26 protein-coding genes and 1 pseudogene are annotated in these 24,290 nt (G+C 64.5%); 17 read left to right on the forward strand and 10 right to left on the reverse strand.

Going from position 1 to position 24,290, the window contains the following annotated elements:
• The first annotated feature begins 26 nt into the window (after window positions 1-26).
• From ACZZZM_RS15790 to ACZZZM_RS15840, 11 genes and pseudogenes are all read left to right on the forward strand, one after another.
• Complete coding sequence (locus ACZZZM_RS15790) at window positions 27-1,229, forward strand: ATP-binding protein (RefSeq protein ID WP_463596029.1); 1,203 nt, start codon at window positions 27-29, stop codon at window positions 1,227-1,229.
• Between the two features lie 68 nt (window positions 1,230-1,297).
• Window positions 1,298-2,305 carry a substrate-binding domain-containing protein gene (locus tag ACZZZM_RS15795; protein ID WP_463596030.1) on the forward strand — a complete coding sequence of 336 codons (1,008 nt, stop codon included), beginning with the start codon at window positions 1,298-1,300 and terminating at the stop codon, window positions 2,303-2,305.
• On the forward strand, window positions 2,305-3,681 hold the full coding sequence (gene pstC / locus ACZZZM_RS15800; RefSeq protein ID WP_463596031.1) for a phosphate ABC transporter permease subunit PstC: 1,377 nt from the start codon (window positions 2,305-2,307) through the stop codon (window positions 3,679-3,681). Before ACZZZM_RS15795 ends, pstC begins: the two co-directional genes overlap by 1 nt.
• A gap of 46 nt (window positions 3,682-3,727) precedes the next feature.
• Window positions 3,728-4,970, forward strand: a pseudogene (gene pstA, locus ACZZZM_RS15805) (phosphate ABC transporter permease PstA).
• On the forward strand, window positions 4,970-5,737 hold the full coding sequence (pstB, locus tag ACZZZM_RS15810; RefSeq protein WP_463596467.1) for a phosphate ABC transporter ATP-binding protein: 768 nt from the start codon (window positions 4,970-4,972) through the stop codon (window positions 5,735-5,737). The pseudogene pstA and the gene pstB overlap by 1 nt, the downstream one beginning before the upstream one ends.
• Complete coding sequence (gene phoU / locus ACZZZM_RS15815) at window positions 5,737-6,438, forward strand: phosphate signaling complex protein PhoU (protein WP_463596032.1); 702 nt, start codon at window positions 5,737-5,739, stop codon at window positions 6,436-6,438. The genes pstB and phoU overlap by 1 nt, the downstream gene beginning before the upstream one ends.
• Window positions 6,438-7,130 (forward strand): phosphate regulon transcriptional regulator PhoB, encoded by a 693-nt coding sequence (gene phoB, locus ACZZZM_RS15820; RefSeq protein ID WP_463596033.1) that lies wholly within the window; start codon window positions 6,438-6,440, stop codon window positions 7,128-7,130. Before phoU ends, phoB begins: the two co-directional genes overlap by 1 nt.
• 63 nt (window positions 7,131-7,193) lie before the next feature.
• Entirely contained in the window at window positions 7,194-7,490 is a 297-nt protein-coding gene (locus ACZZZM_RS15825) for a hypothetical protein (protein WP_463596034.1), read from the forward strand.
• A gap of 103 nt (window positions 7,491-7,593) precedes the next feature.
• Window positions 7,594-7,992 (forward strand): hypothetical protein, encoded by a 399-nt coding sequence (locus tag ACZZZM_RS15830; RefSeq protein WP_463596035.1) that lies wholly within the window; start codon window positions 7,594-7,596, stop codon window positions 7,990-7,992.
• A 55-nt stretch (window positions 7,993-8,047) separates the two neighbouring features.
• Window positions 8,048-8,938, forward strand: coding sequence for an SDR family NAD(P)-dependent oxidoreductase (locus tag ACZZZM_RS15835; protein ID WP_463596036.1), 891 nt, complete (start codon window positions 8,048-8,050; stop codon window positions 8,936-8,938).
• Window positions 8,939-8,997: 59 nt separating this feature from the next.
• Window positions 8,998-10,116 carry a hypothetical protein gene (locus ACZZZM_RS15840; RefSeq protein ID WP_463596037.1) on the forward strand — a complete coding sequence of 373 codons (1,119 nt, stop codon included), beginning with the start codon at window positions 8,998-9,000 and terminating at the stop codon, window positions 10,114-10,116.
• 191 nt (window positions 10,117-10,307) lie between these two features.
• Here the strand turns inward: ACZZZM_RS15840 and ACZZZM_RS15845 are convergent, their stop codons facing one another.
• Together ACZZZM_RS15845 and epsC are read right to left on the reverse strand one after the other, a co-directional pair.
• Window positions 10,308-10,646 (reverse strand): DUF2794 domain-containing protein, encoded by a 339-nt coding sequence (locus ACZZZM_RS15845; protein WP_463596038.1) that lies wholly within the window; start codon window positions 10,644-10,646, stop codon window positions 10,308-10,310.
• 6 nt (window positions 10,647-10,652) lie between these two features.
• Window positions 10,653-11,333 carry a serine O-acetyltransferase EpsC gene (gene epsC / locus ACZZZM_RS15850; protein WP_463596039.1) on the reverse strand — a complete coding sequence of 227 codons (681 nt, stop codon included), beginning with the start codon at window positions 11,331-11,333 and terminating at the stop codon, window positions 10,653-10,655.
• 155 nt (window positions 11,334-11,488) lie between these two features.
• Here epsC and ACZZZM_RS15855 point away from each other — a divergent pair, with 155 nt between their 5' ends.
• The gene (locus ACZZZM_RS15855; protein WP_463596040.1) at window positions 11,489-12,247 is read left to right on the forward strand and encodes a sulfite exporter TauE/SafE family protein; all 759 of its coding nucleotides are present in this window, start codon (window positions 11,489-11,491) and stop codon (window positions 12,245-12,247) included.
• Here ACZZZM_RS15855 and ACZZZM_RS15860 read toward each other — a convergent pair.
• The 3 genes from ACZZZM_RS15860 to ACZZZM_RS15870 all read right to left on the reverse strand — a co-directional run bounded on the left by ACZZZM_RS15860 (window position 12,244) and on the right by ACZZZM_RS15870 (window position 14,369).
• A complete protein-coding gene (locus tag ACZZZM_RS15860) occupies window positions 12,244-13,125 on the reverse strand; it encodes a DMT family transporter (protein WP_463596041.1) in 882 nt (293 codons plus the stop codon). The genes ACZZZM_RS15855 and ACZZZM_RS15860 overlap by 4 nt on opposite strands.
• 37 nt (window positions 13,126-13,162) lie before the next feature.
• A complete protein-coding gene (locus ACZZZM_RS15865; protein ID WP_463596042.1) occupies window positions 13,163-13,711 on the reverse strand; it encodes a carboxymuconolactone decarboxylase family protein in 549 nt (182 codons plus the stop codon).
• A 112-nt stretch (window positions 13,712-13,823) separates the two neighbouring features.
• The gene (locus ACZZZM_RS15870; protein WP_463596043.1) at window positions 13,824-14,369 is read right to left on the reverse strand and encodes a peroxiredoxin; all 546 of its coding nucleotides are present in this window, start codon (window positions 14,367-14,369) and stop codon (window positions 13,824-13,826) included.
• Between the two features lie 129 nt (window positions 14,370-14,498).
• Between ACZZZM_RS15870 and ACZZZM_RS15875 the strand changes: the two genes are divergently transcribed.
• On the forward strand, window positions 14,499-15,395 hold the full coding sequence (locus ACZZZM_RS15875) for a hydrogen peroxide-inducible genes activator (RefSeq protein WP_463596044.1): 897 nt from the start codon (window positions 14,499-14,501) through the stop codon (window positions 15,393-15,395).
• 31 nt (window positions 15,396-15,426) lie between these two features.
• On the opposite strand, the gene ACZZZM_RS15880 is transcribed toward ACZZZM_RS15875, so the two are convergent.
• Genes ACZZZM_RS15880 through pgsA form a run of 3 tightly spaced genes read right to left on the reverse strand, consistent with a single transcriptional unit; the run spans window position 15,427 to window position 16,669 of the window.
• A complete protein-coding gene (locus ACZZZM_RS15880; protein WP_463596045.1) occupies window positions 15,427-15,867 on the reverse strand; it encodes a molybdenum cofactor biosynthesis protein MoaE in 441 nt (146 codons plus the stop codon).
• A complete protein-coding gene (moaD, locus tag ACZZZM_RS15885) occupies window positions 15,864-16,115 on the reverse strand; it encodes a molybdopterin converting factor subunit 1 (RefSeq protein ID WP_463596046.1) in 252 nt (83 codons plus the stop codon). Before moaD ends, ACZZZM_RS15880 begins: the two co-directional genes overlap by 4 nt.
• Entirely contained in the window at window positions 16,115-16,669 is a 555-nt protein-coding gene (pgsA, locus tag ACZZZM_RS15890; RefSeq protein ID WP_463596047.1) for a CDP-diacylglycerol--glycerol-3-phosphate 3-phosphatidyltransferase, read from the reverse strand. Before pgsA ends, moaD begins: the two co-directional genes overlap by 1 nt.
• A gap of 127 nt (window positions 16,670-16,796) precedes the next feature.
• Here pgsA and ACZZZM_RS15895 point away from each other — a divergent pair, with 127 nt between their 5' ends.
• Window positions 16,797-18,089 carry an MFS transporter gene (locus ACZZZM_RS15895; RefSeq protein ID WP_463596048.1) on the forward strand — a complete coding sequence of 431 codons (1,293 nt, stop codon included), beginning with the start codon at window positions 16,797-16,799 and terminating at the stop codon, window positions 18,087-18,089.
• On the opposite strand, the gene ACZZZM_RS15900 is transcribed toward ACZZZM_RS15895, so the two are convergent.
• Complete coding sequence (locus ACZZZM_RS15900) at window positions 18,086-18,253, reverse strand: hypothetical protein (protein ID WP_463596049.1); 168 nt, start codon at window positions 18,251-18,253, stop codon at window positions 18,086-18,088. The two genes, ACZZZM_RS15895 and ACZZZM_RS15900, sit on opposite strands and share 4 nt — an antisense overlap.
• A 145-nt stretch (window positions 18,254-18,398) precedes the next feature.
• Between ACZZZM_RS15900 and ACZZZM_RS15905 the strand changes: the two genes are divergently transcribed.
• The gene (locus ACZZZM_RS15905; RefSeq protein ID WP_463596050.1) at window positions 18,399-19,970 is read left to right on the forward strand and encodes a family 43 glycosylhydrolase; all 1,572 of its coding nucleotides are present in this window, start codon (window positions 18,399-18,401) and stop codon (window positions 19,968-19,970) included.
• On the opposite strand, the gene ACZZZM_RS15910 is transcribed toward ACZZZM_RS15905, so the two are convergent.
• A complete protein-coding gene (locus ACZZZM_RS15910; protein ID WP_463596051.1) occupies window positions 19,967-20,974 on the reverse strand; it encodes a LacI family DNA-binding transcriptional regulator in 1,008 nt (335 codons plus the stop codon). The two genes, ACZZZM_RS15905 and ACZZZM_RS15910, sit on opposite strands and share 4 nt — an antisense overlap.
• 89 nt (window positions 20,975-21,063) lie before the next feature.
• Here ACZZZM_RS15910 and ACZZZM_RS15915 point away from each other — a divergent pair, with 89 nt between their 5' ends.
• The gene (locus ACZZZM_RS15915; RefSeq protein WP_463596052.1) at window positions 21,064-21,840 is read left to right on the forward strand and encodes a kinase; all 777 of its coding nucleotides are present in this window, start codon (window positions 21,064-21,066) and stop codon (window positions 21,838-21,840) included.
• A gap of 82 nt (window positions 21,841-21,922) precedes the next feature.
• Entirely contained in the window at window positions 21,923-24,274 is a 2,352-nt protein-coding gene (gene glf, locus ACZZZM_RS15920) for a UDP-galactopyranose mutase (RefSeq protein WP_463596053.1), read from the forward strand.
• The last annotated feature ends 16 nt before the right edge of the window (window positions 24,275-24,290 follow it).

Consider the following 24,290-nt stretch of genomic DNA (forward strand, 5'->3'; position numbering starts at 1 on the left):
TTTGCGCACTCGGCTAGAGCAGCAGGATGCCTACCCGCTCAGGCCTTCGCGCATTGTTCGCGCTCGGCATGGCCATGCTGGCCGCGCTCATCAGCTTGCTGCTCACCTACGATGTGCAGGTGAGCTTGGTGGTGCTCGTCTGCGCCGTCGCCGCAGTGCTGATCGCGGGGGGCGGAGAGCCCTCGCCTGCTTTGCCCGTGACCGCTGCCCCACCGCCGCGCCGCGAGCCCCGCATTGCCGACGTCATCGAAGGAATTGCAGAGCCGGTCCTCGTCGTCGAAGCCAGCCGGGTGGTGGCCGCCAACGCGCAAGCGCGGTCGCTGCTGGGCGGCCATATATTGGGCGAGGACGTCCGCGTAGCCATCCGCCATCCCGCGGCGGCGGAGCGGCTGATCAATCCTGATTCCGCCAGTCCCTCCGGTCCTATCCACCTCGTAGGCCTCGGCATGCGCGAACAGCGCTGGGAAATGCGCGTGCGCACGCTGGGCGGCGGCCAGCGCATCGTGCATCTGATCGACCGCACCGGGAGCTATGCCGCGGACCGGATGCGCGTAGATTTCGTCGCCAATGCCAGCCACGAGCTGCGCACTCCGCTCGCTTCCCTGCTCGGCTTTGTCGAAACGCTACGCGAGGAGGCGGGCGACGATCCCGAGACTCGCAAGCGCTTCCTCAAGATCATGCACGACGAGGCGCGGCGGATGCGGCGGTTGGTCGATGACCTGATTTCGCTCAGCCGGATCGAAGCGGAAAAATATCGCAGGCCCAATGATAGCGTCGATCTCGCTGATTTGGTGCGCGAAGTCTGTGAAGAATTGTCCGGATCGGGCGATGCGCGCGCCGGCGACGTCCGAACCGAAATCGAGAAAACCCTGATCGTCCAGGGCGACCGTGCCCAGCTTTCGCAATTGCTCCACAATATCGTCGGCAACGCCATGAAATATGGGCGCGAGGGGACGCCGGTCTCGATCACCCTCGCGCCCGAGGGCGATGCAATGGCTCGGCTGATGGTGACCGACCAGGGCGAAGGCATTGCACCCCAGCATATTCCGCGGCTTACCGAACGGTTCTACCGGGTGGACTCAGGACGCAGCCGCTCGATCGGCGGCACGGGGCTCGGGCTTGCGATTGCCAAGCATGTCGCGGAGCGGCATCGCGGCCGGATCGACATTGCCAGCGTGCAAGGCACCGGCACCAGCGTCACTATCCTGCTCCCTGTCATAAAGTCGTAACGTAGCGGCCCAAAGGCGATCCGGTGAGCCGGACCGATTCTCTTGCCCCACTCGGGCGCCTGGCCTTGGTGGCAGCCGCGCTCTCGCTTGGCGCATGCGATGGCAACAGCGCCCGCGAGATCCGCGTCGTCGGCTCCTCAACGGTCTATCCCTTCACCACCGCCGTGGCCGAAGCGTTCGTCAATGCCGGCGGCGACCGGCGTGCGCCGGTGATCGAATCGATCGGCACGGGCGCGGGCCTCAAGCGCTTCTGCGAAGGCGTGGGCTGGGAATTCCCCGACATCGCCAATGCATCGCGGCGGATCAAGAAAAGCGAATATGCGCTGTGCGAGAAGAATGACGTCGGCGAGATCATGGAGATTCAGATCGGCGTCGACGGCGTCGCGCTCGCCGAGAGCAATCGCGGCCCCGGCCTCTCGCTCAGCAAGAAGGACGTCTATCTCGCGTTGGCCGCCAATCCGCTGGGCAAGCCCAATGCGACGCGGACCTGGCGCGACGTGAACCCTTCACTGCCCGCAATCCCGATCCAGGTGATGGGCCCGCCCGCCACCAGCGGCACGCGCGATGCGTTGGTCGAACTCGTGGTCGAGCCCGGCTGCGCCGAGGCCGACCCGCAGGCAAAGGCGCTCAAGGCCGCCAAGGACAGCGCCCCCTATGAAATGCGGTGCAAGCGCATCCGCGACGACGGCGCCTATATCGACAAAGGCGAGAACGACAATCTGATCGTCCAGGGGCTCGCGCAAAACCCAAATGCGGTGGGCGTGTTCGGCTATTCGTATCTTGAGGAAAATCACGACCGGCTGAACGGCGTGCCGATCGACGGAGTCGAGCCGAGCTATGCCTCGATCGCCGACAAGAGCTATCCCGGCGCGCGGCCCCTGTTTCTCTACGTCAAAAAGCGGCACCTGCGGGCAGTTCCGGGGCTGGCTGATTTCGTGACTCTCTACACGCAGATGTGGGCGCCCAAGGGCAAGCTTGCGCGACGTGGGCTGATCGCCGCTCCTGACGCCGTGCGTGCCGAGGCCGCACGCGAAGTCGAGCGGCGCACGGCGATGAACCCGGCGGGGCTGCACTGATGAACGCGTTCGCGCTTCTCTTCCTGGTCGCCGGACTCGGCGTGATCGGCTGGCTCACTGCGCGCGGTCGCGCGGCGAGCTTCGATCTGGGCGGCGCCAAGCGGCTACATTCGCTTCCCGCGCAGCATGGCTGGTATGTCGCCATCTGGACGGTGCTGCCGGCCTTGCTGTTCGTCGCGGTGTGGGGCGGCGTGACGCCCGGGCTGATCAAGGAAAGCGTGCTCCAGCACCCTGCCGCGGCGCAACTCCCGACTTTCGATTTCGAGCGCGACGCGCTGCTTGCCGAGGCCAAGCGCGTCGCAAAGGACAGCAGCGCCACTGCATTCGATCCGGTCGCCGAGCAATTGGTGGCGCCCACGCGCGCCGCGCAATCGCGCTATGGCTGGATTGGTGCGGCAGTGACCGTGCTGCTCGCCTTCGCGTGCGGCGCGCTTGCCTTTACGCGCGTGCGTGCGCCGTTCCGGGCTCGCACCCAGGTCGAGCGCGGGGTGATGGCATTGCTGCTTATCGCCTCGATGATCGCGATCCTCACGACAGTGGGGATTTTCCTCTCGCTGCTATGGGAATCGCTGCGTTTCTTCAGCCAGGTGCCTATCACCGACTTCCTGTTCGGCACGCATTGGAGCCCGCAAGTTATCGATCCCGCCGATCCGGGTAAATCGCTGGGCGCGGTGCCGCTCTTCTGGGGCACTTTCTTCATCGGCGCAGTGATCGCGATGATCGTCGCGATCCCGTTCGGGCTGATGAGCGCGATCTACCTGACCCAATATGCCGCTCCCGCCGTTCGGCGCTGGATGAAGCCGATCCTCGAGATTCTCGCGGGCGTGCCCACGGTGGTCTATGGCTATTTCGCCGCGCTCACTGTGGCGCCTGCGGTGCGTGACCTGGCGGTCAAGCTCGGCATGCCATTCGCTTCGTCCGAAAGCGCGCTGGCTGCTGGGCTGGTGATGGGCGTGATGATCATTCCGTTCGTCTCGTCGATGGCCGACGATTCGATCGCGGCAGTGCCCGGCGCGATGCGCGACGGTAGCCTGGCGATGGGGGCGACCAAGAGCGAGACGATCACCAAGGTGCTGATCCCCGCGGCGCTTCCAGGCGTCGTGGCTGGCATCCTGCTGGCGGTGTCGCGCGCGATCGGCGAGACGATGATCGTGGTGATGGCCGCGAGCGGCGCCGCAAACATCACGCTCAATCCATTCGAAAGCACGACCACGGTGACCAAGCAGATCGTCGATCTGCTGACCGGCGACGCCGAGTTCGACAGCCCCAAGACGCTGGCGGCGTTCGCGCTGGGGCTTACGCTTTTCATGATCACGCTGATCCTCAACATCGTCGCCCTGCGCGTCGTGAAGAAATATCGCGAAGCATATGAATAGCGCCCCCCTCCCCGATCGCGCGCCGACCGACTGGAAGACGCAGGCGATGCGCAAGCGGATCGCCAAGCGCTACGCCTCCGAGCGGCGTTTCAAGCTGATGGGCCTGCTCGCGGTGGTGCTGTCAGCGGCGTTTCTCGCATTCCTGCTGACCACCATGGTCGCGCAGGGTTGGCGCGGTTTCCTGCGGACCGATGTGGCGCTGACGATCGACTTCAAGGCGGCGGCGCTGCCGGTGGACCGCGCAGCGCTCAAGACTTCCGGGTGCAGATCTGGCTCTGGCCGGCGCCGAGCTGGAAAATACGGTAAAGGGCGCGGCCGCCACCCAGTTCGGGCGGGGCGGCGAGGACGTGATCTCGGACTATGCCTGGCTCAAGGTGCGCGAGGCGATCAAGCGCGACCCGTCGATCCTCGACCGTGCGGTAAGCGTTCAGGTCCCCGCCTCCACTGCAATCGACCAGGCGCGCCGCGGCGAAGGCGCTGCCGAAGTTAAGGCAATGGCGTCGCGGCTCGATGAGGCCGGGCTGATCAGCACGCACTTCAATCCCGATTTCCTGCGCATGTCCGATTCCACCGATCCGGTCGCAGTCGGCATCTGGGGCGCGCTCAAGGGATCGCTGCTGACCATGGCGATCACCTTCCTGATCGCCTTCCCGGTAGGGGTGCTCTCGGCGATCTATCTTGAGGAATACGCATCCAAGAACCGCTGGACCGACTTGATCGAAGTCTCGATCAACAATCTCGCGGCGGTACCCTCGATCATCTTCGGCCTGCTCGGGCTCGCGGTCTTCCTGGGCACATGGAATATATTCGGGCACAGTTTCGGCCCGATCATGCCGCGCTCCGCCGCGCTGGTCGGCGGGCTAACGCTGGCGCTGATGATCATGCCGGTGATCGTGATCGCCAGCCGCAACGCGATCAAGGCAGTGCCGCCCTCGATCCGCGACGCCGCATTGGGCGTCGGCGCGAGCCCGATCCAGGTGGTGTTCCATCATGTCCTGCCGCTGGCCATGCCCGGCATCCTCACCGGCACGATCATCGGCATGGCGCGCGCCCTTGGCGAAACCGCGCCGCTGCTGCTGATCGGCATGCGTGCCTTCATCGTCCAGCCGCCGGGCGGGTTCACCGATCCCTCGACCGTGCTGCCGGTCCAGATCTTCTTATGGTCCGACGAAGTCAGCCGCGGCTTTGTCGAGAAGACCAGCGCCGCGATCATCGTGCTGCTCGCCTTCCTGCTCGCGATGAACAGCATCGCCATCTATCTTCGCAACCGATTCGAGACCCGCTGGTGATGACCGAAACACAACATAAGATGTCGGCCCGCGACGTGAGCGTCTTTTATGGCGACAAACAGGCCGTGAAGAACGTCTCTATCGATATCGACATGGACAAGGTGACTGCGTTCATCGGCCCCTCGGGCTGCGGCAAATCGACCTTCCTGCGCACGCTCAACCGGATGAACGACACCGTCGCGAACGCGCGTGTCGAAGGACTGGTGACGCTGGACGGCGAGGATATCTATTCGCCGTCGATGGACGTGGTGCAGCTGCGCGCCCGCGTCGGCATGGTGTTCCAGAAGCCCAACCCCTTCCCCAAGTCGATCTTCGAGAATGTCGCCTATGGGCCGCGCATCCACGGGCTTGCCGCATCGAAGCCCGATCTGGAGGGCATCGTCGAACGCTCGCTCAAGCGCGCCGGACTGTGGGAAGAAGTGAAGGACCGGCTGACCGACAGCGGGACCGCGCTCTCCGGTGGGCAGCAGCAGCGGCTTTGCATCGCGCGCGCCATCGCAGTCGACCCCGAAGTCATCCTGATGGACGAGCCCGCATCGGCGCTGGATCCGATCGCCACGGCCAAGATCGAGGAACTCATCGACGAGCTTCGCGGCCGCTATGCGATCGTGATCGTCACGCACAACATGCAGCAGGCCGCGCGCGTTTCGCAGCGCACTGCATTCTTCCACCTCGGCACGCTGGTCGAATATGGCGAGACCGACCATATCTTCACTGCGCCGCGGATGGAGCGAACCAAGGACTATATCACCGGAAGGTACGGCTGATGGCCACGGGACAAGAGCATACCGTCAAGGCGTTCGACCAGGATATCGGGCATCTGCGCGCATTGATCTCGCAGATGGGCGGGCTGGCCGAACAGGCGATCCACGATGCGATGAAAGCTTTGTCGCGCGGCGACGTCGCGCTCGCCAAGGAAGTCCGCAAGAAGGACAAGGCGATCGACGCGATCGAAGCCGAAGTCGAACGGCTTGCGGTGCGCGTGATCGCGCTGCGGGCGCCGATGGCTGACGATCTTCGCGAAGTGGTGGCGGCGCTCAAGATCGGCGCAGTGGTCGAGCGGATCGGCGATTATGCCAAGAACATCGCCAAGCGCGTGCCGCTGATCCATTCGGAAGGTGAGGAGCGGATCGAGGCGATCTCGATCCTGCCTGCCATGGCCCAGATGGCGAGCGACATGGTCCATGACGTGCTCGACGCCTTTTCGGCTCGCGATGCCGAGGCGGCGGCGGAGATCTGCGTGCGCGACAATGCTCTCGACGATTTCTACGACTCGATCTTCCGCACCCTCGTTACCTTCATGGTCGAGAACCCGCGGACGATCAGCCAGGTCTCGCACCTGTTGTTCGTCGCCAAGAATATCGAGCGGATCGGCGATCACGCGACCAACGTGGCGGAGATGGTCTATTTCGCCGCGACCGGTCGCTATCTCGCCGATGGCGACGGCCCCGAGCCGGCTGCCGGCTGATGGCACGCGTGAAGATGCTGCTCGTCGAGGACGATGCGGCGCTTGCCGAACTGTTGACCTATCACTTCAAGCGCGAGGATTTCGAAGTCCGCCAGACGCCGGACGGCGAGGAAGCGCTGATGCTCGCCAAGGAGGCGGCGCCGGACATCGTGTTGCTTGATTGGATGGTCGAGGGGATTTCAGGGATCGAAGTGTGCCGCCGCCTGCGCCGCATGCCCGAGACTGCCAACGTGCCGATCATCATGCTGACTGCGCGCGGCGAAGAGGAAGACCGCGTGCGGGGGCTCGAGACCGGCGCGGACGATTATGTCACCAAGCCCTTCTCGCCGCGCGAACTGGTCGCGCGCGTCGGCGCGGTGCTGCGCCGCGTGCGCCCCGCGCTGGCAGGCGAGGCGCTGAGCTATTCGGATATCGAAATGGACACGGTGGGCCACAAGGTGCGCCGCGGCGGCGAGTTCGTGCCGCTGGGCCCCACCGAATTCCGGCTGCTCAAGCATTTCCTCGAGCATCCCGGCCATGTCTTTTCGCGCGAGCGATTGCTCGACAGCGTCTGGGGCCATGACAGCGACATCGAAAGCCGCACGGTCGACGTTCATATCCGCCGGTTGCGCAAGGCGATCAACATCGGCGACCGGCCCGACATCATCCGCACTGTCCGCTCGGCGGGGTACGCGCTCGATTCGGGAAACTAAGCACCGCGTTCCAGCGTTGCCCGATGCGAGCGTAACGAAAGCGCTCGTTCCAGGAGAGATCCGATGAAGCTCATTGCTTTGGCAGCCGCCCTTGCCTTTGGCGGGACCGCGATCGCGCAGGACGCGCCCCAGACCTCGGCACAAAAGGCAGAAGCGCCGACAAACGATGGCGCTACCAGGCTGGGGGGCTATGCGCCCACGGCGCCATTGTTCAACGGCACGCCGGCGCCGGGATCGACCGTAGTGTTCGTGCCCAACTCCCAGACTGCGACCGAGGCCTTTCCGCCCCCGCCGCCCAAGGCCAGCTATCCGATCTGCAAGCGCGGCCAGTTCGACGGATGCCGCCAGCGCGGCGGTTGATCCGACGAAACGCCCGCGTAACGAGACGGAGCGCAGCGGGTGACGCATCGCCGGCGCGCTCCGTGCGTTGGCTGAGACGAGTTCACCATAAGGACCGTCTCGCATGAAATTCATCATCATGGCCGCCGCGATTGCGATCGGAGGCACTGCGATTGCGCAGGACGTGCCGACCCAGACAACGCCGGCAACCCCCTCCACTCCGGCAACCCCCGCCACTCCGGCGACGCCCGCAACGCCGGCCGCTCCAGCGACGCCCGAAACACCCGCTGCTCCCGATACCGCCCCGGCACCGGAAGCGCCCGACGCGCCCGAGACCCCCGCAGCAGCGCCTGCCGCACCCGCGGCGCCTGCGGCTCCCGCCGATCCGGCCGCTGCACCGACGACGACCTATGTCGCACCGCCGGCTGCTCCCGCCGCCGCACCTATCCCGTCGGATCCCAAGAGCTATCCGCCCTGCTCGCGCACAGTCACCGATCATTGCCGCCAGCGCGGGGGGAATTGATCCTTTCGCCATGATGGCTAGGGATGCGCTGCACTAACTCGGTGGAGCGCATCCCATGACCATTACCTTCCAAGACCGCGTCGCGATCGTAACCGGCGCCGGTGGCGGCTTGGGTCGCGCTTATGCGCTTGAACTCGCCCGGCGCGGCGCAAAGGTCGTCGTCAACGATCTCGGCGGATCACGCGACGGCACCGGCCATTCGGACGCCGCCCTCAAGGTAGTGCAGGAAATCGAGGCGTTCGGCGGAGAAGCCTTCTCGAATGGCGGCAGCGTCACCGAATATGCCCAGATGGTCGCGATGGTCGAACAGGCCAAGGATCGCTGGGGGCGCATCGACATCCTGATCAACAATGCCGGCGTGCTGCGCGACAAGAGCTTCGTGAAGATGGAGCCCGAGGATTTCCGCTTTGTCGTGGACGTCCATCTCAACGGTTCGGCCAATTGCACCAAGGCGGTCTGGGAGACGATGCGCGAAGCCAATTATGGCCGCATCCTGATGACCGCATCCTCCACCGGGCTATACGGCAATTTTGGCCAGGCCAATTACGGCGCGGCCAAGCTCGGGCTCGCGGGCTTGACCAAGACGCTGCATCTCGAAGGCGCCAAATACGGCATCAAGGTCAACACCATCGCGCCGGTCGCGGGCACGCGCATGACCGAGGACATCTTTCCCGAGGAAGCCTTCAAGCTCTTCGCCCCCGAAAATGTCGCGCCCGCTGCATTGTATCTGGTCAGCGAGGACGCCCCGACCAACATGATCATCGGCGCGGGTGCCGGCGTGGTCCACGCCGCCTATGTGACGATGACTCCGGGCGCGCGGTTGACCGAAGCAACCCCCGAAGCGGTCGCGGCGCAATGGGCCGAGATCACCGACCGGACCGGCGAGACAGTGCCCAATTCGGGTGCCGAGCAATCGATGGTGATCATGAAAAAGCTGCAAAGCTAGAGCGTATTGCCTAGATAACACACCTGTGGTAATCCTCTCCGCACAGGAGGAGGATTGCCATGTACAGCGAAATCGATCTGGCGAATGCCGTGGAGGCCGGGGTGATCAGCCCCGAGACCGCCAATGCATTCCGCAATCATGTCGCGGAGGGCCGTTCCGCCCCCGCAGTCGACGAGGAGCATTTCCGGCTTCTCACCGGGTTCAACGACATCTTCGTCTCGATCGCCGCCGCGCTGATCCTGGTCGCGGTGGCGTGGATCGGTTTCTATATCGGCTCCAAGTCGATCGGGCTCGACGCCTTCGAGGGCCCGCGCCAGGTCGGCATTTCGGTCGCAATCGCGGGGGGCGCGGTTGCTGTCACGAGCTGGATCCTGGCCGAATATTTCACCCGCCAGCGCCGCATGGCCCTGCCCAGCATCCTGCTGCTGCTCGGCTTCACCGGCGGAATCTTTGCGCTGGTCGGCGCGATCTTCGGCGCGAACACCCCTTGGCTTGTCGAGCAATTCAACCTGACAACCGACATGCAGCAGCGTCAGCTTGCCGGTACGATCTCGATCATCACCGGCGTAGTGACCGCGGCTGCGGCCTGGCTGCACTGGCGCCGGTTCATGGTCCCGATCACCGTGGCGGTCGGCGCGATGGCGCTGGTCGCTGTCGCCGTCGGCGCGATCATGGCGTTCATCCCCGGAGCCAAGGATGCGATCAATCCGATCCTTCTCGTCGCGGGGCTACTGGTGTTCGCGCTGGCGATGCGCTGGGACATGAGCGACCTGCAGCGCCGCACGCGCCGCTCTGACGTGGCGTTCTGGCTGCACCTCGCCGCCGCACCGCTGATCGCGCACCCGATCTTCCACATGCTCGGCGTGTTCGATGGCGACATCGGGACGGCGATGGCAGCCGTGGTGCTGGTGCTCTACGTCGCCTTTGCCTGCGTGGCGCTGGCAGTCGACCGCCGCGCTTTGCTGGTCTCGAGCCTCGTCTATGTGCTGTGGGCGATGTATGCGCTGTTCGAGCAATCGGGCGCAGTCGAGCTGGCCGCGGCGCTTACGGCATTGGTAATCGGCTCGGCGCTGCTGACGCTCTCGGCCTTCTGGCAGCCGATGCGCCGCAGCGTGGTCGGGATGCTCGGCGGGCTGGAGAGCCGGCTGCCGCCGACGCAGATCATCGCGACGGCCTGAGCCCAAGCGATCGCAGCAGAAAAGGCCCGGGAGGCGACTCCTGGGCCTTTTCTTATCCCTCTCCCACGGGAAAGGGAGGGAGTAGCGAAGCTGCGGAAGGTGAGGGTGATACGGGTGCGAAGTCACCCTCACCCTTCCCCGCGATTCGCGGCGGGCCCCTTCCCTCTCCCGATGGGAAAGGGAGAGTAAGATTACTCCCCCACCAGCTTCATCAGCCGTCGCTCGACCGGCGCCAGCACCGGGCCAAGCTCGTGCCCGCGCTTGAGCACCATTCCGCTCTCGTTGAGCAGCGTCCACATCCCCTGGCGGTTGCGCAGCGCCGGACGTTTCTCGATCCGGTATTCGGGACGCTCGGCTGCGCGGCGGAAAGCAGCAAAGACTGCGGCGTCCTGATCGAACTGGATCGCGTAATCCTTCCAATGCCCCGCGGCGACCATCCGGCCGTAAAGATCGAGGATGCGAGTCAGTTCGATCCGCTCGAAGCCGACTTGGCCGGGCCGGATCAGGGGGAGCGGCGTTACCGTGCCCATCAGCGATTACGCACGATCGCGATGCTCCTCGCGCTCGGCAAGCAGCGCATCGAGCCGCTTGCGCATCGTCTCGAGTTCGCAGCGCATGATCTCGAGCTTCTGGGTCGCGGGGTCGAACATCTCGCTGCACGGCGTGCCATAGGGCATGAAGGCGCGCTGGTGCCCCTCCGCCTCGATCAGCGTCGCCTTGGCGGGGATGCCGACCATCGTCGCACCCGCGAGAACGTCCTTGGTAACCACTGCGTTGGCGCCGATCCGCGAGCGCGCGCCAACCGTGATCGGGCCGAGCACCTGCGCGCCCGATCCGATGATCACGCCATCGAGGATCGTCGGGTGACGCTTGCCCATCACGCCATTGTCCGGGTTGGTCCCTCCCAGCGTCACGCACTGATAGATGGTCACGTCGTCGCCGATCTCGGCGGTCTCGCCGATGACGACGAAGCCATGGTCGATGAAGAAGTTTCGCCCGATCGTCGCGCCCGGATGGATGTCGATCGCCGTCATCCAGCGCGACCAGTGATTGATCAGCCGGGCGAGGAAGAACCAGCGGCGCTTATACAGCCGGTGCGCCAGGCGATGATAGGCAACCGCCCAAACGCCTGGATAGAGCAGGATTTCGGCGCGGCTGTGCGGCGCAGGATCGCGCGCGCGGATCGAATCGAGATAGGCCTTCAGGCGGCGGAACATGGCCGGGTCCCCTTTGTGGCGTTCATTTAGGTGCTTGTTGGCCGGATTTCCAGAACACCCCGCCCCGTGCTTGTCCCGACTAAACACTATGTATCTTGTGGGGGCTGACCCTGCGCGCCATTCAGATTGCCCACTGGGCAGGAAAATGGGCGCGGATGATCCTCGGAATTGAACTCGTCGATCTGCTGCCGTTCATCCTGGTCGGGTTCGCCGCGCAGATGGTCGATGGAGCGCTGGGCATGGCGTTCGGAGTGATTTCCAATACCCTGCTGCTCAGCCTGGGCGTGCCGCCCGCGGCGGCGTCGGCGGGCGTACATACGGTCGAGACCTTCACCACCGCGGTCTCGGGGATCAGCCACGCGATCCACCGCAACGTGAACTGGAGGCTGTTCCTCCGGCTGATGATCCCGGGTGTGATCGGCGGCGCGCTGGGCGCCTATGTGCTGTCCAACATCCATGCCGATACGGCCAAGCCTTTCATACTCGCCTATCTGACTGCGATCGGGCTCTATCTGCTGTGGCGCAGCCGGCATTATCCGCCCAAGGAAAAGGCGCCCAAGATCGTCGAGCCGCTCGGCCTGGTCGGCGGCTTTCTCGACGCGGCGGGCGGCGGCGGCTGGGGGCCGGTGGTGACCAGCAATCTGCTGGTGCAGGGATCGAGTCCGCGCGAGACGATCGGCACGGTCAACACCGCCGAATTCTTCCTGACGACGACGATCTCGGCGACCTTCATCACCCAGCTCGGTTGGGAAGCCTTCACGATGGCGACCGTCGGCCTGTTGATCGGCGGCGTGATCGCGGCACCCTTTGGCGCCTTGCTGGCGAAGCGGGTGGAGGCCAAGACACTGATGCTGCTGGTCGGCATCGTGCTGACCGCGACCAGCATCTACGGGCTGTACCGGGCGCTGGCCTAGACCTCGCGCTTGACCGGCTGGTGGCGCGAGCGAAGCGCGATTGCGACTCCGGAGGCTGCGACGATAGCCATTCCGATCAGGCTGATGCGGTCCGGAAGGTGCCCGAAGACCAGCCAGCCGAGCGAGGCCGCCCAGAGCAGTTGCAGATAGTTGGTCGGCGCCAACAGCGATGCGGGAGTGTGGCGATAGGCTGCGGTCATCAGGAAATGGCCGAGCCCGCCATAGACGCCCAGGCTGGCGAACAGCGCCATCTCGAACGCCGGGGGCGCCTCGCCGGTCCAATACCAGGGCAGCGCGAGTCCGAAGGCGATCGAGCCGGCCAGGGCAGTGTAGAACAGCAGGGCAATCGTGCTCTCGGTCGCGACGAGCGTGCGCGAGAGCAATTGGTAGCCGGCATTGGCCGCAACCGCGATCAGTGCACAAGCTATGCCCAGTGGTTCCAACCCGCTGCCGGGCCGAACGACCAGAAGCATGCCGATAAAGCCGAATATTGCCGCGCCCCAGCCCGTGCGGCCGATATCCTCGCCGAGCAACGGTCCGGCCGCGACGACAACGAGCATCGGCGCGAGGAAGTTGATCGCAGTGGTCTCGGCGACCGGCATGCGCTGGAGCGCCAGCCCGACGAACAGCGACGCGGCCGCCAGGCACAGCGCCCGTACCACCACCAGGCCTGTCCGCTTGGTCCGCACCATCGCCTTGCCATGGCGCGGCGCAAGCAAAGCAGTCATCAGCAACAGATTGCCGAGATAGCGCGCGGCCACGATGAGCGGCACATCGTGGTGCGCAGTCAGATATTTGGTGGTCGTGTCCATGCACGCGAACAGCAGCAAGCCGATCCCGAACAGGAATACGCCGCGTAGCGGATTGGGTGCCGTCATTACCTGCCCATCCGCGCACGCGGCGCTTCGCCGGGGTTCAGTCGCCGCTGGAAACAGGAATGTCGCCGTTGAGCGAGGCGTGGACCGTGGCCGCGGCCTTGATCACCGCTGCGAAGCGCACCGAATCCTGGATCACCTGCGCCGGGACGCTGTGCTGCTTGAGCACCTTCTCATGCGCATCGATGCACATGCCGCAGCCGTTCATCGCGCTGACCGCGAGGCTGAACAGCTCGAAGTCGGCCTTGTCGATGCCGGGCGCGCCGATCACGTTCATGCGCAGCCGCGCCGGCATGTTGAGATATTCCTTGTTCCCGGCAAGGTGCGTGAAGCGATAATAGACGTTGTTCATCGCCATCACTGCAGCCGCGGCGCGGGCGGCGGTGGCAGCCTCATCGCTGAGCTTGCCGGCAACTTCGGCTTCCGCCGCATCGACGATCGGCTTGTAGCCGGTGCCGTGCGCACAGGCCAGGATCAGGCCGTATTTGCGCTGGTCGCCGAGCGTCTGGTCATTGACCAGGCTCGAGACGTTGAGGCGGATGTCCTTGGCGAAATCGGGGAGGCCTTCGGCGAAGGTCTTGAGCGACATGAGGATAGTCCTTTCAGACAAACGGCATCACGCTGGGGGTCCAGCGTGATGCCGTCCGAGGGTGGCGCGGAGCACAAAGGGGGGAGGAGGCCCCGCGCCGGGAGGAACTGGCTTATGCGGCCGGACGGAGGACGTCGTCGCCCTTGTTCCAGTTGCACGGGCACAGCTCGTCGCTCTGGAGGGCGTCCAACACGCGCAATGTTTCCTGCGGATTGCGACCGACGTTGAGACCGTTGACCTGCACCGCCTGGATCACATTGTCCGGGTCGATCGTGAACGTGGCGCGGAACGCAACGCCTTCGTCCTCGGAGACGATGCCGAGCGCGTTGGCGAGCTTCTTGCCGTTATCGGCAAGCCACGGGAAATCGGCCGCTTCGAGATCCGGGTCCGACTTGCGCCATGCAAGGTGGACGTGCGCGGTGTCGGTCGAGGCACCGATCAGAACGGTGTCGCGGTCGGCGAAATCGCCCTTGAGGCCGGCATAGCCGACGATTTCGGTCGGGCAGACGAAGGTGAAATCCTTCGGCCAATAGAAGACGATCTTCCACTTGCCGGGGAAAGCGGTGGTGACGTCGAGCGTCTCACCGGCGGGGAGCGCAGCGACGCCCTGCTGGACGGGAACGGTGATCGAGGGGAACTTGTCGCCAACGGTCAGCATGTGCGGGTATCTCCGGAAAATGATTTGCAGCACCAGTTCGTGCTGCACTGCGATATAGGCGTGCAGCCTAAGTGTTCAAGTCACTTATTCTCTAGATATTGATCGATTTAACCGATAAATCCGATCGGGATGACGACCTATCTGCCCACGCTCAAGCAGCTCCAATATCTGGTGGCGCTTCACGATGTCGGGCATTTCGGCCGCGCCGCCGAAAGTTGTTTCGTCACCCAATCGACGCTCTCGGCCGGCATTCGCGAGCTGGAGACGCTGATCGGCGTCGTGCTGGTTGAACGCACCCGCCGCGTCGTCCGCTTCACGCCGCTCGGGGAGCGCATCGTGGAAAAGGCACGTCGCGTCCTGCGCGAGGCCGATGAGCTCGGCGATCTGGCGCGCGCGGCAGGGCGGCCGCTCTCGGGCGAGATGCGGATGAGCGTGATCCCGACGATCGCGCCCTTCCTGCTTCCCCGTATTTTACCGCGCCTGCGAAGGGATTATCCCGACCTCAAGCTCTATCTGCGCGAAGAGACCAGCGGCCAGGCGTGTGAGGGGCTGCATCACGGCCGCACCGATTGCGTGCTGCTGGCTCTGCCCTATGCCTGTGGCGATGTCGAAACCGCGCCGCTGTTCGACGACCGCCTGTTCGTGGCATTTCGCGAGGGCGACATGGAGCCGACCGCAACGATCCGCCCCGCGCTGATCGACGAGACGCGGCTGCTGATGCTCGAGGACGGGCACTGCCTCAAGGACCACGCCCTCGCCGCCTGCAACCGCCCCGAACTGCGCGCAGAGGCGATGATGCTCGGTACATCGCTGCACACCATGGTGCAGATGGTCGATAACGGGCTCGGTGTGACGATGCTGCCCGAAATGGCGGTGGATGCCGGCATATTGGATCACACCCATGTCACTGCGCGCCCGCTCGATGCGGAGAATGCAGTGCGGCGGATTGCTCTGGTCTGGCGGCGGGCGAGTCCGCGGGAGAAGGATTTCCGGCTGCTGGCGGAAGTATTGGGCGAATCCAAATAGCTTCGTCACCACGCTTTCGCGGAATGATGGATTAGGAGGTCCACCGCTCCGCCGCATTTGTATCCGAATCCCGCGCCTCGACCCAGGCGGCATCCTCCCCGCGCCTCTCGCGCTTCCAGAAGGGAGCGTCGGTCTTGAGCCGGTCGATCAGATAGGCGCACGCATCGAGCGCCTCGCGCCGGTGATGGGCAGCCGTGCCGACAAAGACAATTCGCTCGCCCGGCGCCATCGGCCCGACGCGGTGGACGATGGTGACGCCGAGCAGGCCCCAGCGCTCGGTCGCGGCTTCGGCCAAATCGCATAAGACCGCTTCGGTCATGCCGGGATAATGCTCGAGTTCGAGCGCCGTTACGCGTCCCTCGCCGCGGACGATACCGGTGAAGGTGGCCACGCCCCCTGCCCCGCGCTCCTCCAGCGCCGCGACTTCGACCGACAATTCAATCGGCGCGGGATCGACGGAGACGCGGATCACCCGCCGGTCACCGGCGGGAAGATGGCGACTTCCCTGGCATCGCCGAGCAAGGCGTCCAGCGGCACGAACTTTTGGTCGATCGCGGCGCGAAGCTTGGCCGGCTCGCCCAGCGCTTCGGCATGTCCCGGGCTGCGTGTCGCCAGCCAGCAGATGAGATCGGCGACATTGCGAACTGCCTCAGGCGGATCGACCTGCTCATGCCCCGCGCCGATGCGCTCGCGCACCCAGGCGAAGTAGAGCAGGTCCATCAGCTGTCCATGTGCCGCAGGCCCACGCGCAGATAGTCCCATCCGGTGACGACGGTCAGCACTGCCGCACCCCACAGGAAAACAATGCCGACCTGGAGCACCCAGGCCCATTCGGGCGTGGCTCGCGAGAAGATCAGAAAGCCGAGTGCGCCGAGCTGAAGCGTCGTTTTCCATTTGGCAAGCTGCGAGACCGGCATCGAAACCTGAAGGCCGCCGAGGAATTCGCGCAGGCCGGACACCGCAATCTCACGCGCGAGAATCACCAGCGCGGCGATCAGATGCCAATCGAAGATCACTTGCTTGCCGACCAGGATCAGGATCACCGTGGCGATCATGATCTTGTCCGCGATGGGATCGAGGAACACGCCGAGCTTCGAGACCGTACCTTGCGCGCGAGCCAGATAGCCGTCGAAATAATCGGTTACGCCCATCAGCGCGTAGATCACCCAGGCAATGAGATATCCCTGCGGCCAATCGGGCCACCATAGGAATATCGCGAGCAGGGGCAGCGCGAGGATGCGCGACAGCGTGAGGATGTTGGGTAACGTCCACATGTCCAAGCCTTAGCACTGCGCCGCGCGGGGCGGGAAGGGAATTTCCGTTGCCCGTGAACGATTGCCTCGGCTATGTCGCTTTCGCAAAGTAAGGCGGTTTTCCGTCACTTCAGGGGATGGGAAACGCATGATCGGTTCGATTGGGCTTTTGAAGGCCCGCCGCTTCCTGCCGCTGTTCGTCACGCAGTTCCTCGGCGCGTTCAACGATAATCTGTTCAAGAACGCGATGATCTTCTTCGCGACTTATCAGATCTTCAATTCGGTCGAATCCGAGACCCAGTTCAGCGCAGTGGCGCAGGGGCTGTTCATCCTGCCCTTCTTCCTCTTCTCCGCGCTCGCAGGCCAATTGGCCGACAGTTACGACAAGGCCCGCATCATGCGGATCATAAAAATGGCCGAAGTGCTGATCATGTTGGTCGGTGCGGCGGGCATCCTGATCAAGAGCCTGCCGCTGATGCTGGTCGCGCTGGTCGGCATGGGCATCCACTCGACCTTTTTTGGCCCGATCAAATACGCGATTATCCCGCAACACGTCGCTGAAGACGAAGTGCTGAGCGGCACGGGGTTGGTCGAGGCCGGCACCTATATCGCCATCCTGTGCGGCACGATCGCCGGCGGACTGATCTCGCCGACCGCGGCGGCTGTCAGCGTGATCGTCGTCGCGCTCATCGGCTATGTCTCGGCACGCAACATTCCCCCAGCGCCGCCTTCGACCCAGCTCAAGCTCGATTGGAATATCTTCCGCTCGTCCTATCGGCTGATCGCCGCCACCACCCATATCCGCCGCGTCTGGCTGGCGATCGTCGCGATCAGCACTTTCTGGACGATCGCCGCCGTGCTCGGCGTGCTGTTTCCGCCGCTCGTGAAGAACACCTTCCATGCCCAAAAGGACGTCGCGAGTATCTTTCTCGGCATCTTCTCGGTGGGCATCGCCATCGGATCGGTGGTGATCAACCGTCTGCTCAAGGGCGAGGTTTCGGCGCGCTATTCGATGGTCTCTGTGCTGGCGATGGCGTTTTTCGTGGTCGAATTTTACCTAGCTGCCGAATTCTGGCCGGTCAGCGACGGGCCACTGATCAAGATACACGAATTCCTGCAGATGCCCGCCGGCTGGCATTTGCTGTTCGCGTTGATCATGATCGCAATCACCGGCGGCATGTTCGTGGTGCCACTTTATGCGTTCCTGACTACCACTGTGGACAAGTCGCAGACCTCGCGCACGGTGGCGGCGAACAACATCGTCAACTCGGCCTTCATGGTCGGCGGCTCGGTCGGCATATTGGCGCTGACGACAGTGCCGGGCGTCAGCGTCGAGAATTCGATCCTGGTGATCGTCGGGCTATGCCTGCTCTCGGCGATCTGTGCGCGCCGGCTGCACAAGGCCGAGGCCGAGGCGCACGGCGTGGAAGTGCTGCCTTAAAAGATAAAGGTCGTGAAGCAGACGAAAAAGGCACTGAAGCTCATCGCGAAGAGCTTCCAGTCGCTGTCGTCGCGCGCCCTGCGATTGGTGATCACGACTCGGCGCGCATGGTTGCGAAATGGGTGGCGGCGGGCTGGGCCCTCGATAACTAGCTGACGATCCATGGGCGCAAGTTAACGTCTTGTTTACGATTTGCGCCAGCGCCATCGATGGTTAATTGCTGTCCGCGCTTGGGACGCGATTTGATTGACGTTCATGGTTAATCGGAGTGGCGCTTGCCTCATGCCTCCGGCGCGGTACACCGGTGTCATGAAAGTTTCGCGCCGTACCGCACTCGGGTCCGCCTTCGCCGCCGGCCTGCCCCTGCCCGCCCTCGCTGCGGACCCCGCGCCCGATTGGCGCCGCGGCCTCGACAATCAGCGCAAGGCGGATCTGGGCGACGGACGCTTCCTCAATCCGCTGATGGCGGGCGACCATCCCGATCCGAGCATCCTCAAGGACGGGAAGGATTATTACATGACCTTTTCGACCTTCGATTCCTATCCCGGCCTGATCATCTGGCACTCGCGCGACCTGGTGAACTGGCAGCCCATCGGCCCGGCCCTGATCAAGAACATCGGCTCGGTCTGGGCGCCGGAGCTCTGCAAGCATAAGGGCCGCTTCTATCTGTACGTGCCCGTCAAAGCCTCGCCCAACACGACCTATGTGATCTGGGCGGACAGGATCGAGGGGCCGTGGAGCGAGCCGATCGACCTGACGCTGCCCAATCATATCGATCCGGGTCACGCAGTCGACGAAAAGGGCACGCGCTGGCTGTTCCTGTCAGGCGGCGACCGCGTTCCGCTGAGCGCCGACGGACTGTCGCGCACCGGCGAGCCCGAGCATGTCTATAATCCCTGGCGCTACCCCGACGATTGGGACGTGGAGGGATTTTCGCCCGAAGGCCCCAAGGTGCTGCGGCACGGCGGCTATTATTACATGATCACCGCGGTGGGCGGCACCGCCGGCCCGCCGACCGGGCACATGGTCATCGCCGCGCGATCCAAGTCGCTGGCGGGCCCTTGGGAAGACCATCCCGGCAACCCGATCGTGCGCACCACATCGCTGAACGAGAAATGGTGGTCGCGCGGGCACGCCACTTTGGTCGAGGGGCCGGATGGAAGCTGGTGGTCGGTCTATCACGGCTTCGAGAACGGCTATTGGACGCTCGGACGGCAGGCGCTGCTCGATCCGATCGAATGGACTGCGGATGGCTGGTTCAGGATGACCGGCGGAGATCTCTCGCAGCCGATCGCCAAGCCCAAAGGGGGCGAAGCGCTGTCCCACGGCATCGCACTGTCCGACGATTTCTCGACGCTCGAACTCGGCACCCGCTGGAATTTCTTCAAGCCCGCACCCGACGAGCGGTCCCGCGTGCGGGTAGCGGACAAGACACTGCTGCTCGATGCGAAGGGGTTCGCCCCAAGCTCCGGCGCGCCGCTGCTGCTGGTGGCGGGCGACCAGGCCTATCAATTCGAATGCGATATCGAGATCGAAGAGGGCGGCGTCGCCGGGCTACTGCTCTTCTATGATGAGAAGCTCTATTGCGGGCTCGGCTTCGACGAGAAGCGCTTCGTCACGCATCAATATGGCATCGAGCGTGGTCGCCCGGCCAACCCACACCGGCGCAAGCTGCGAATGCGGGTCACCAACAACCGCCACATCGTCTCGTACCATACCAGCGGCGATGGCGGCGCGACCTGGAAGCGCTTCGACCGCGGCATGGAAGTGTCCGGCTACCATCACAATGTCCGCGGCGGCTTCCTGATGCTGCGGCCGGGGCTTTATTCGGCCGGCAAGGGCACTGCGAGGTTCAGGGACTTCCGCTTCCGCGCGCTCTAGGCTTTCGGCACCGGCCCGGTCGATTTCCGCACGATAAGCTGGTGCTCCAGCGACACCTGCGTCTCCCCGCTCCCGCCAAGGAGCAATTCGACCGCCGCATCCGCAAGCTCGCGCACGGGCTGGCGGATCGTGGTGAGCGGCGGCCAGACCGCCTGGGCCAGGTCCGAATCGTCAAAGCCAGCGATCGAAAGCTCGCCGGGCAAGTCGATATCGAGCTCATGCGCCACAGCAAGCGCGCCCGCGGCCATATCGTCATTGCCCGCGAAGATCGCAGTCGGCCGCGGCGTGCGCCCCAGCAAAGCCCGCGTCGCCTCGCCGCCCGATCGGAAGCTGTAATCGCCGGCCACGACCAGGCCGGGATCGAACGCGATACCATGCGCCGCGAGTTCCTGGCGGTAACCTTCAAGACGGTCGCTCGAGGAGACGTGAGTCTCCGGCCCGCGAATGAAGGCGATCGCGCGGTGCCCCAGTTCGATCAGGTGCCGCGTCAGCGCGCGCGCCGCGGCGACGTCGTCCATCGTCGAGGCCATGCCGCTATCCTTGCGCACGCCTGGCGCGATGCGGACATAAGGCAGCCCCCGCGCATCGAGTGCATCGAGCAAAGCCGGCGCTTCGGTAACCGGCGGCGAGAGGATCAGCCCGTCGAGATGCGCCTCGTCCACCAGCGCCATGACGTTCGCGACCAGGTCGCTGGCGAGCACATCGACCGGCTGGAGCAACAGCCGATAGCCCAGCACCGAGCAGCGCTGCTGCGCGCCGGTTTGGACGTGATAGACATAATAAGGGCTGGGATTGTCGTAGAGCAAAGCCACCTGGAACGAGCGGCGTCCGGCAAGCGTGCGCGCGGCATGGCTCGGGCGGAAATTGAGCCGTGCGACGACTTCCTCGACGCGGCGGCGCGTTTCCTCGCTGACATGCTTCTCGTTGTTGAGAACGCGGCTCACGGTCTTGAACGAGACCCCGGCGATCTTCGAGACTTCCTTGATCGTCGGACGGCTGGACATGGCGTTTCCCGGCGGGACACGAAAGCGCGCCCCTCGCCCCCGCATATTTGACAGCGCTGGACCCATGCAAGCACAGATATGCAGGAGCCATGGCCGATCCCGTCCCCAGCATCGCAGATCTGATCGCCGAGCGGCTACCAAGGCGCGGCACGCGGAAGCCGTTCGTGCTAGGGATTGCGGGGGCGCAGGGCTGCGGCAAATCCACGGTGGCGCAGGCGCTGGCAGCGCGGTTCGCCTGCCCGATGCTGTCGCTCGACGACCTTTATCTGGACGGCGCAGCGCGCGCGAAGCTGGCAGCCGAAATTCACCCGCTGCTGCGCACCCGTGGCGTGCCGGGGACGCACGATCCGGCGCGCGGGCTGGCGGTGATCGAGGCGCTGTCACGGCCGGGCACGACCCTGTTGCCGCGCTTTGACAAGGCGCGTGACGAACCCGGCGATCCAGAGCCGTGGCACGGGCCCGCCGACATGCTCATCCTCGAAGGCTGGTGCCTCGGCGCGCAGCCGCAGAGCGAGGCCGAACTCGTCGCGCCCATCAACCCGCTCGAGCGGGAACGCGATCCCGACGGCGTCTGGCGGCGCTGGGTCAATTCCCGGCTGGCCGATTATCGGCCGCTCTTCGGCAGGATCGACATGCTGGTCTTCCTCGCGGCGCCAGGGTTCGAGGTCGTCCAGCGGTGGCGGACCGAGCAGGAGCACGCGCTCAGGCGGCGCGAGGGTGCCCATGCCGGCATGTCCGACGAGGAGCTGGCGGTCTTCATCCAGCACTATCAGCGCCTGACTCAGCACATGCTTGGCGACGCCCGTGAGTGGGCGGATCGAACCATCCCGCTGGACGAAAATCGCGCTCCGAACAAATGGTGCTAATCTATATTAACTCAATAGTTTAGAACGGAACTTTCGCTGCGACCGCACCGTTGCGCATGCATTCTCCAGCAAGGTGTATTCGATGCAGCAAATCTCCGCCGCGGCTTCTTTCCGTTCGACCAATGCTCATGCCGCGACGATCCTCTGCTTCAGCCACTTGCGATGGAATTTCGTATTTCAGCGGCCGCAGCATCTGATGAGCCGCTTCGCCCGCGAATCGCGCGTGATCTATTGGGAAGAGCCGGTCTTCGATGGGGGGCTGGAGACCCCATTCCTCGAAATCTCCATCTGCCCGAACACCGGCGTCGAGATCGCAGTGCCGCATCTGCGTGCCGAGGACGATCGCGCTGGCGACGATCAAATCCTCAAGCGCCTGCTCGACGAGACGGTGCCGGGCACCGCCAGCCTCATGCGCTGGTATTATACCCCGATGATGCTGCCTTTTTCCGAGCATCTGGCGGCGGACTGCACGGTCTATGACTGCATGGACGAGCTCGCCAATTTCAAGAACGCCCCGCCCGAACTGATCCCGCTCGAGCAGCGGCTGCTCGCCTCTGCCGATCTCGTCTTCACCGGCGGCTACAGCCTTTACGAGGCGAAGCGCGACAGCCATTCGGATATCCACCCCTTCCCCTCCAGCGTCGAAGTCGCACATTTCGCCGCGGCCCGGGCGCCCGGCGCCGAGCCGGCGGACCAATCCGCGCTGCCTCGCCCGCGGCTTGGCTTTTACGGCGTCGTCGATGAGCGGATGGACCTGGAATTGCTGTCGGCGCTCGCGGACGCGCGGCCGGACTGGTCGATCGTTATCGTCGGCCCCGTCGTCAAAATCGCGGAAGACGATCTGCCGCGCCGAGCCAATCTGCACTTCCTCGGCGGCAAGCAATATGCCGAGCTTCCCGACTATCTACGCGGCTGGGATGTCGCGCTGATGCCGTTCGCGATCAACGAAGCCACCCGCTTCATCAGCCCGACCAAGACACCCGAATATCTCGCCGCCGGCCGCCCGGTCGTCTCGACTCCGATCCGCGACGTGATCCGTCATTATGGCGATGTCAGCGCAGTGCGTATCGCCGGCGATGCCGCGTCGTTTGTCGCGGCCTGCGAAGAAGCGCTGGAAATGAGCCATAGCCGCGACTGGTGGCCCGAAGTCGATGCACTGCTCGCCGATGGCAGCTGGGACCAGACCCAGGCGCGCATGGCGGACCTGATCGGCAAGGCGATCGCCGGCGCAAACTGCGTCCAGCCGATCCTTCCGGCGGCAAAGCGCGCGCCGGTCGCCCCGAAGCATTATGACGTGATGGTCGTGGGTGCCGGCTTTGCCGGCGCGGTGATGGCCGAGCGCCTTGCCTCGCAGTCTGGCAAGAAGGTGCTCGTCGTCGATCGTCGCCCTCACATCGCCGGCAATGCCTTCGATACGCTCGACGAGGCCGGTATCCTTATTCATCAGTACGGCCCGCACATCTTCCACACCAATTCGGCGCAGATCTTCGATTATCTCTCGCAGTTTACCGAGTGGCGGCCCTATGAGCACCGCGTGCTGGCGCAGGTCGGTGACAAGCAGGTGCCGATGCCGATCAATCGCACCACGCTGAACATGCTCTATGATCTCGATCTCAAGACCGACGACGAGGCCGCCGCTTTCCTCGCGAGCCGCGCCGAGCCGGTGGAGACGGTCAAGACCTCAGCCGATGTCGTGATCTCGGCGGTGGGGCGCGAGCTCTACGAGACCTTCTTCCAGGGCTATACCCGCAAGCAATGGGGCACCGATCCGAGCAATCTCGACAAATCGGTGACCGCGCGCGTGCCGACGCGAACCAATACCGACGATCGCTATTTCACCGATACGCACCAGTTCATGCCGGCAGACGGTTATACCGCCATGTTCGAGCGGTTGCTCGATCACCCCAATATCGATCTGCTGCTCGGCGTCGATTACGAGGAAGTGCGCGCGGCCTATCCGCACGATCATCTGGTTTTCACCGGCCCGATCGACGAATATTTCGGCCACCGCTACGGCAAGCTGCCCTATCGCTCGCTGCGCTTCGAGCACCGCACGCTTGATCAGGACTGGCTGCAGGAAGTCGCCGTGGTCAATTATCCCAACGAGTCCGTCCCCTACACCCGCGTCACCGAATACAAGCATCTGACCGGGCAGGAAGCGCCGCGCACCAGCGTCACCTATGAATATCCCAGCGACGAGGGCGATCCCTATTATCCCGTGCCGCGCGAGGAAAATCAGGCACTGTTCAAGCGCTATGAAGCATTGGCGCTGGCCGAGCCCGGCGTGACCTTTGTCGGGCGCCTCGCGACCTATCGTTATTACAATATGGACCAGGTCGTGGGTCAGGCGCTGGCGACCTACCGCCGCCTTGTGGAGCGGCTCGAAGCTTCGGCCGAGGCCTCGGAACCGGTCGCGGAGGCGGCGGCCGCCTAGACCAGCGCGTGATCGG

This window comes from Sphingomonas sp. AC522 (assembly GCF_979258125.1).

Excerpts from the sequence above, each read along its gene's own strand:
- ACZZZM_RS15790 (WP_463596029.1), top strand. The coding sequence starts at position 27 with ATGCCTACCCGCTCAGGCCTTCGCGCATTGTTCGCGCTCGGCATGGCC.
- ACZZZM_RS15895 (WP_463596048.1), top strand. The coding sequence starts at position 16,797 with ATGATCGGTTCGATTGGGCTTTTGAAGGCCCGCCGCTTCCTGCCGCTG.
- pstC (WP_463596031.1), top strand. The coding sequence starts at position 2,305 with ATGAACGCGTTCGCGCTTCTCTTCCTGGTCGCCGGACTCGGCGTGATC.
- ACZZZM_RS15910 (WP_463596051.1), bottom strand. The coding sequence starts at position 20,974 with ATGTCCAGCCGTCCGACGATCAAGGAAGTCTCGAAGATCGCCGGGGTC.
- ACZZZM_RS15855 (WP_463596040.1), top strand. The coding sequence starts at position 11,489 with ATGATCCTCGGAATTGAACTCGTCGATCTGCTGCCGTTCATCCTGGTC.
- ACZZZM_RS15865 (WP_463596042.1), bottom strand. The coding sequence starts at position 13,711 with ATGTCGCTCAAGACCTTCGCCGAAGGCCTCCCCGATTTCGCCAAGGAC.
- moaD (WP_463596046.1), bottom strand. The coding sequence starts at position 16,115 with ATGGACCTGCTCTACTTCGCCTGGGTGCGCGAGCGCATCGGCGCGGGG.
- ACZZZM_RS15905 (WP_463596050.1), top strand. The coding sequence starts at position 18,399 with ATGAAAGTTTCGCGCCGTACCGCACTCGGGTCCGCCTTCGCCGCCGGC.
- ACZZZM_RS15830 (WP_463596035.1), top strand. The coding sequence starts at position 7,594 with ATGAAATTCATCATCATGGCCGCCGCGATTGCGATCGGAGGCACTGCG.
- ACZZZM_RS15900 (WP_463596049.1), bottom strand. The coding sequence starts at position 18,253 with ATGGATCGTCAGCTAGTTATCGAGGGCCCAGCCCGCCGCCACCCATTT.
- pgsA (WP_463596047.1), bottom strand. The coding sequence starts at position 16,669 with ATGTGGACGTTACCCAACATCCTCACGCTGTCGCGCATCCTCGCGCTG.
- ACZZZM_RS15870 (WP_463596043.1), bottom strand. The coding sequence starts at position 14,369 with ATGCTGACCGTTGGCGACAAGTTCCCCTCGATCACCGTTCCCGTCCAG.
- phoB (WP_463596033.1), top strand. The coding sequence starts at position 6,438 with ATGGCACGCGTGAAGATGCTGCTCGTCGAGGACGATGCGGCGCTTGCC.
- epsC (WP_463596039.1), bottom strand. The coding sequence starts at position 11,333 with ATGTTCCGCCGCCTGAAGGCCTATCTCGATTCGATCCGCGCGCGCGAT.
- glf (WP_463596053.1), top strand. The coding sequence starts at position 21,923 with ATGCAGCAAATCTCCGCCGCGGCTTCTTTCCGTTCGACCAATGCTCAT.
- pstB (WP_463596467.1), top strand. The coding sequence starts at position 4,970 with ATGACCGAAACACAACATAAGATGTCGGCCCGCGACGTGAGCGTCTTT.
- ACZZZM_RS15845 (WP_463596038.1), bottom strand. The coding sequence starts at position 10,646 with ATGGGCACGGTAACGCCGCTCCCCCTGATCCGGCCCGGCCAAGTCGGC.
- ACZZZM_RS15840 (WP_463596037.1), top strand. The coding sequence starts at position 8,998 with ATGTACAGCGAAATCGATCTGGCGAATGCCGTGGAGGCCGGGGTGATC.
- ACZZZM_RS15875 (WP_463596044.1), top strand. The coding sequence starts at position 14,499 with ATGACGACCTATCTGCCCACGCTCAAGCAGCTCCAATATCTGGTGGCG.
- ACZZZM_RS15915 (WP_463596052.1), top strand. The coding sequence starts at position 21,064 with ATGGCCGATCCCGTCCCCAGCATCGCAGATCTGATCGCCGAGCGGCTA.
- ACZZZM_RS15860 (WP_463596041.1), bottom strand. The coding sequence starts at position 13,125 with ATGACGGCACCCAATCCGCTACGCGGCGTATTCCTGTTCGGGATCGGC.
- ACZZZM_RS15835 (WP_463596036.1), top strand. The coding sequence starts at position 8,048 with ATGACCATTACCTTCCAAGACCGCGTCGCGATCGTAACCGGCGCCGGT.
- phoU (WP_463596032.1), top strand. The coding sequence starts at position 5,737 with ATGGCCACGGGACAAGAGCATACCGTCAAGGCGTTCGACCAGGATATC.
- ACZZZM_RS15825 (WP_463596034.1), top strand. The coding sequence starts at position 7,194 with ATGAAGCTCATTGCTTTGGCAGCCGCCCTTGCCTTTGGCGGGACCGCG.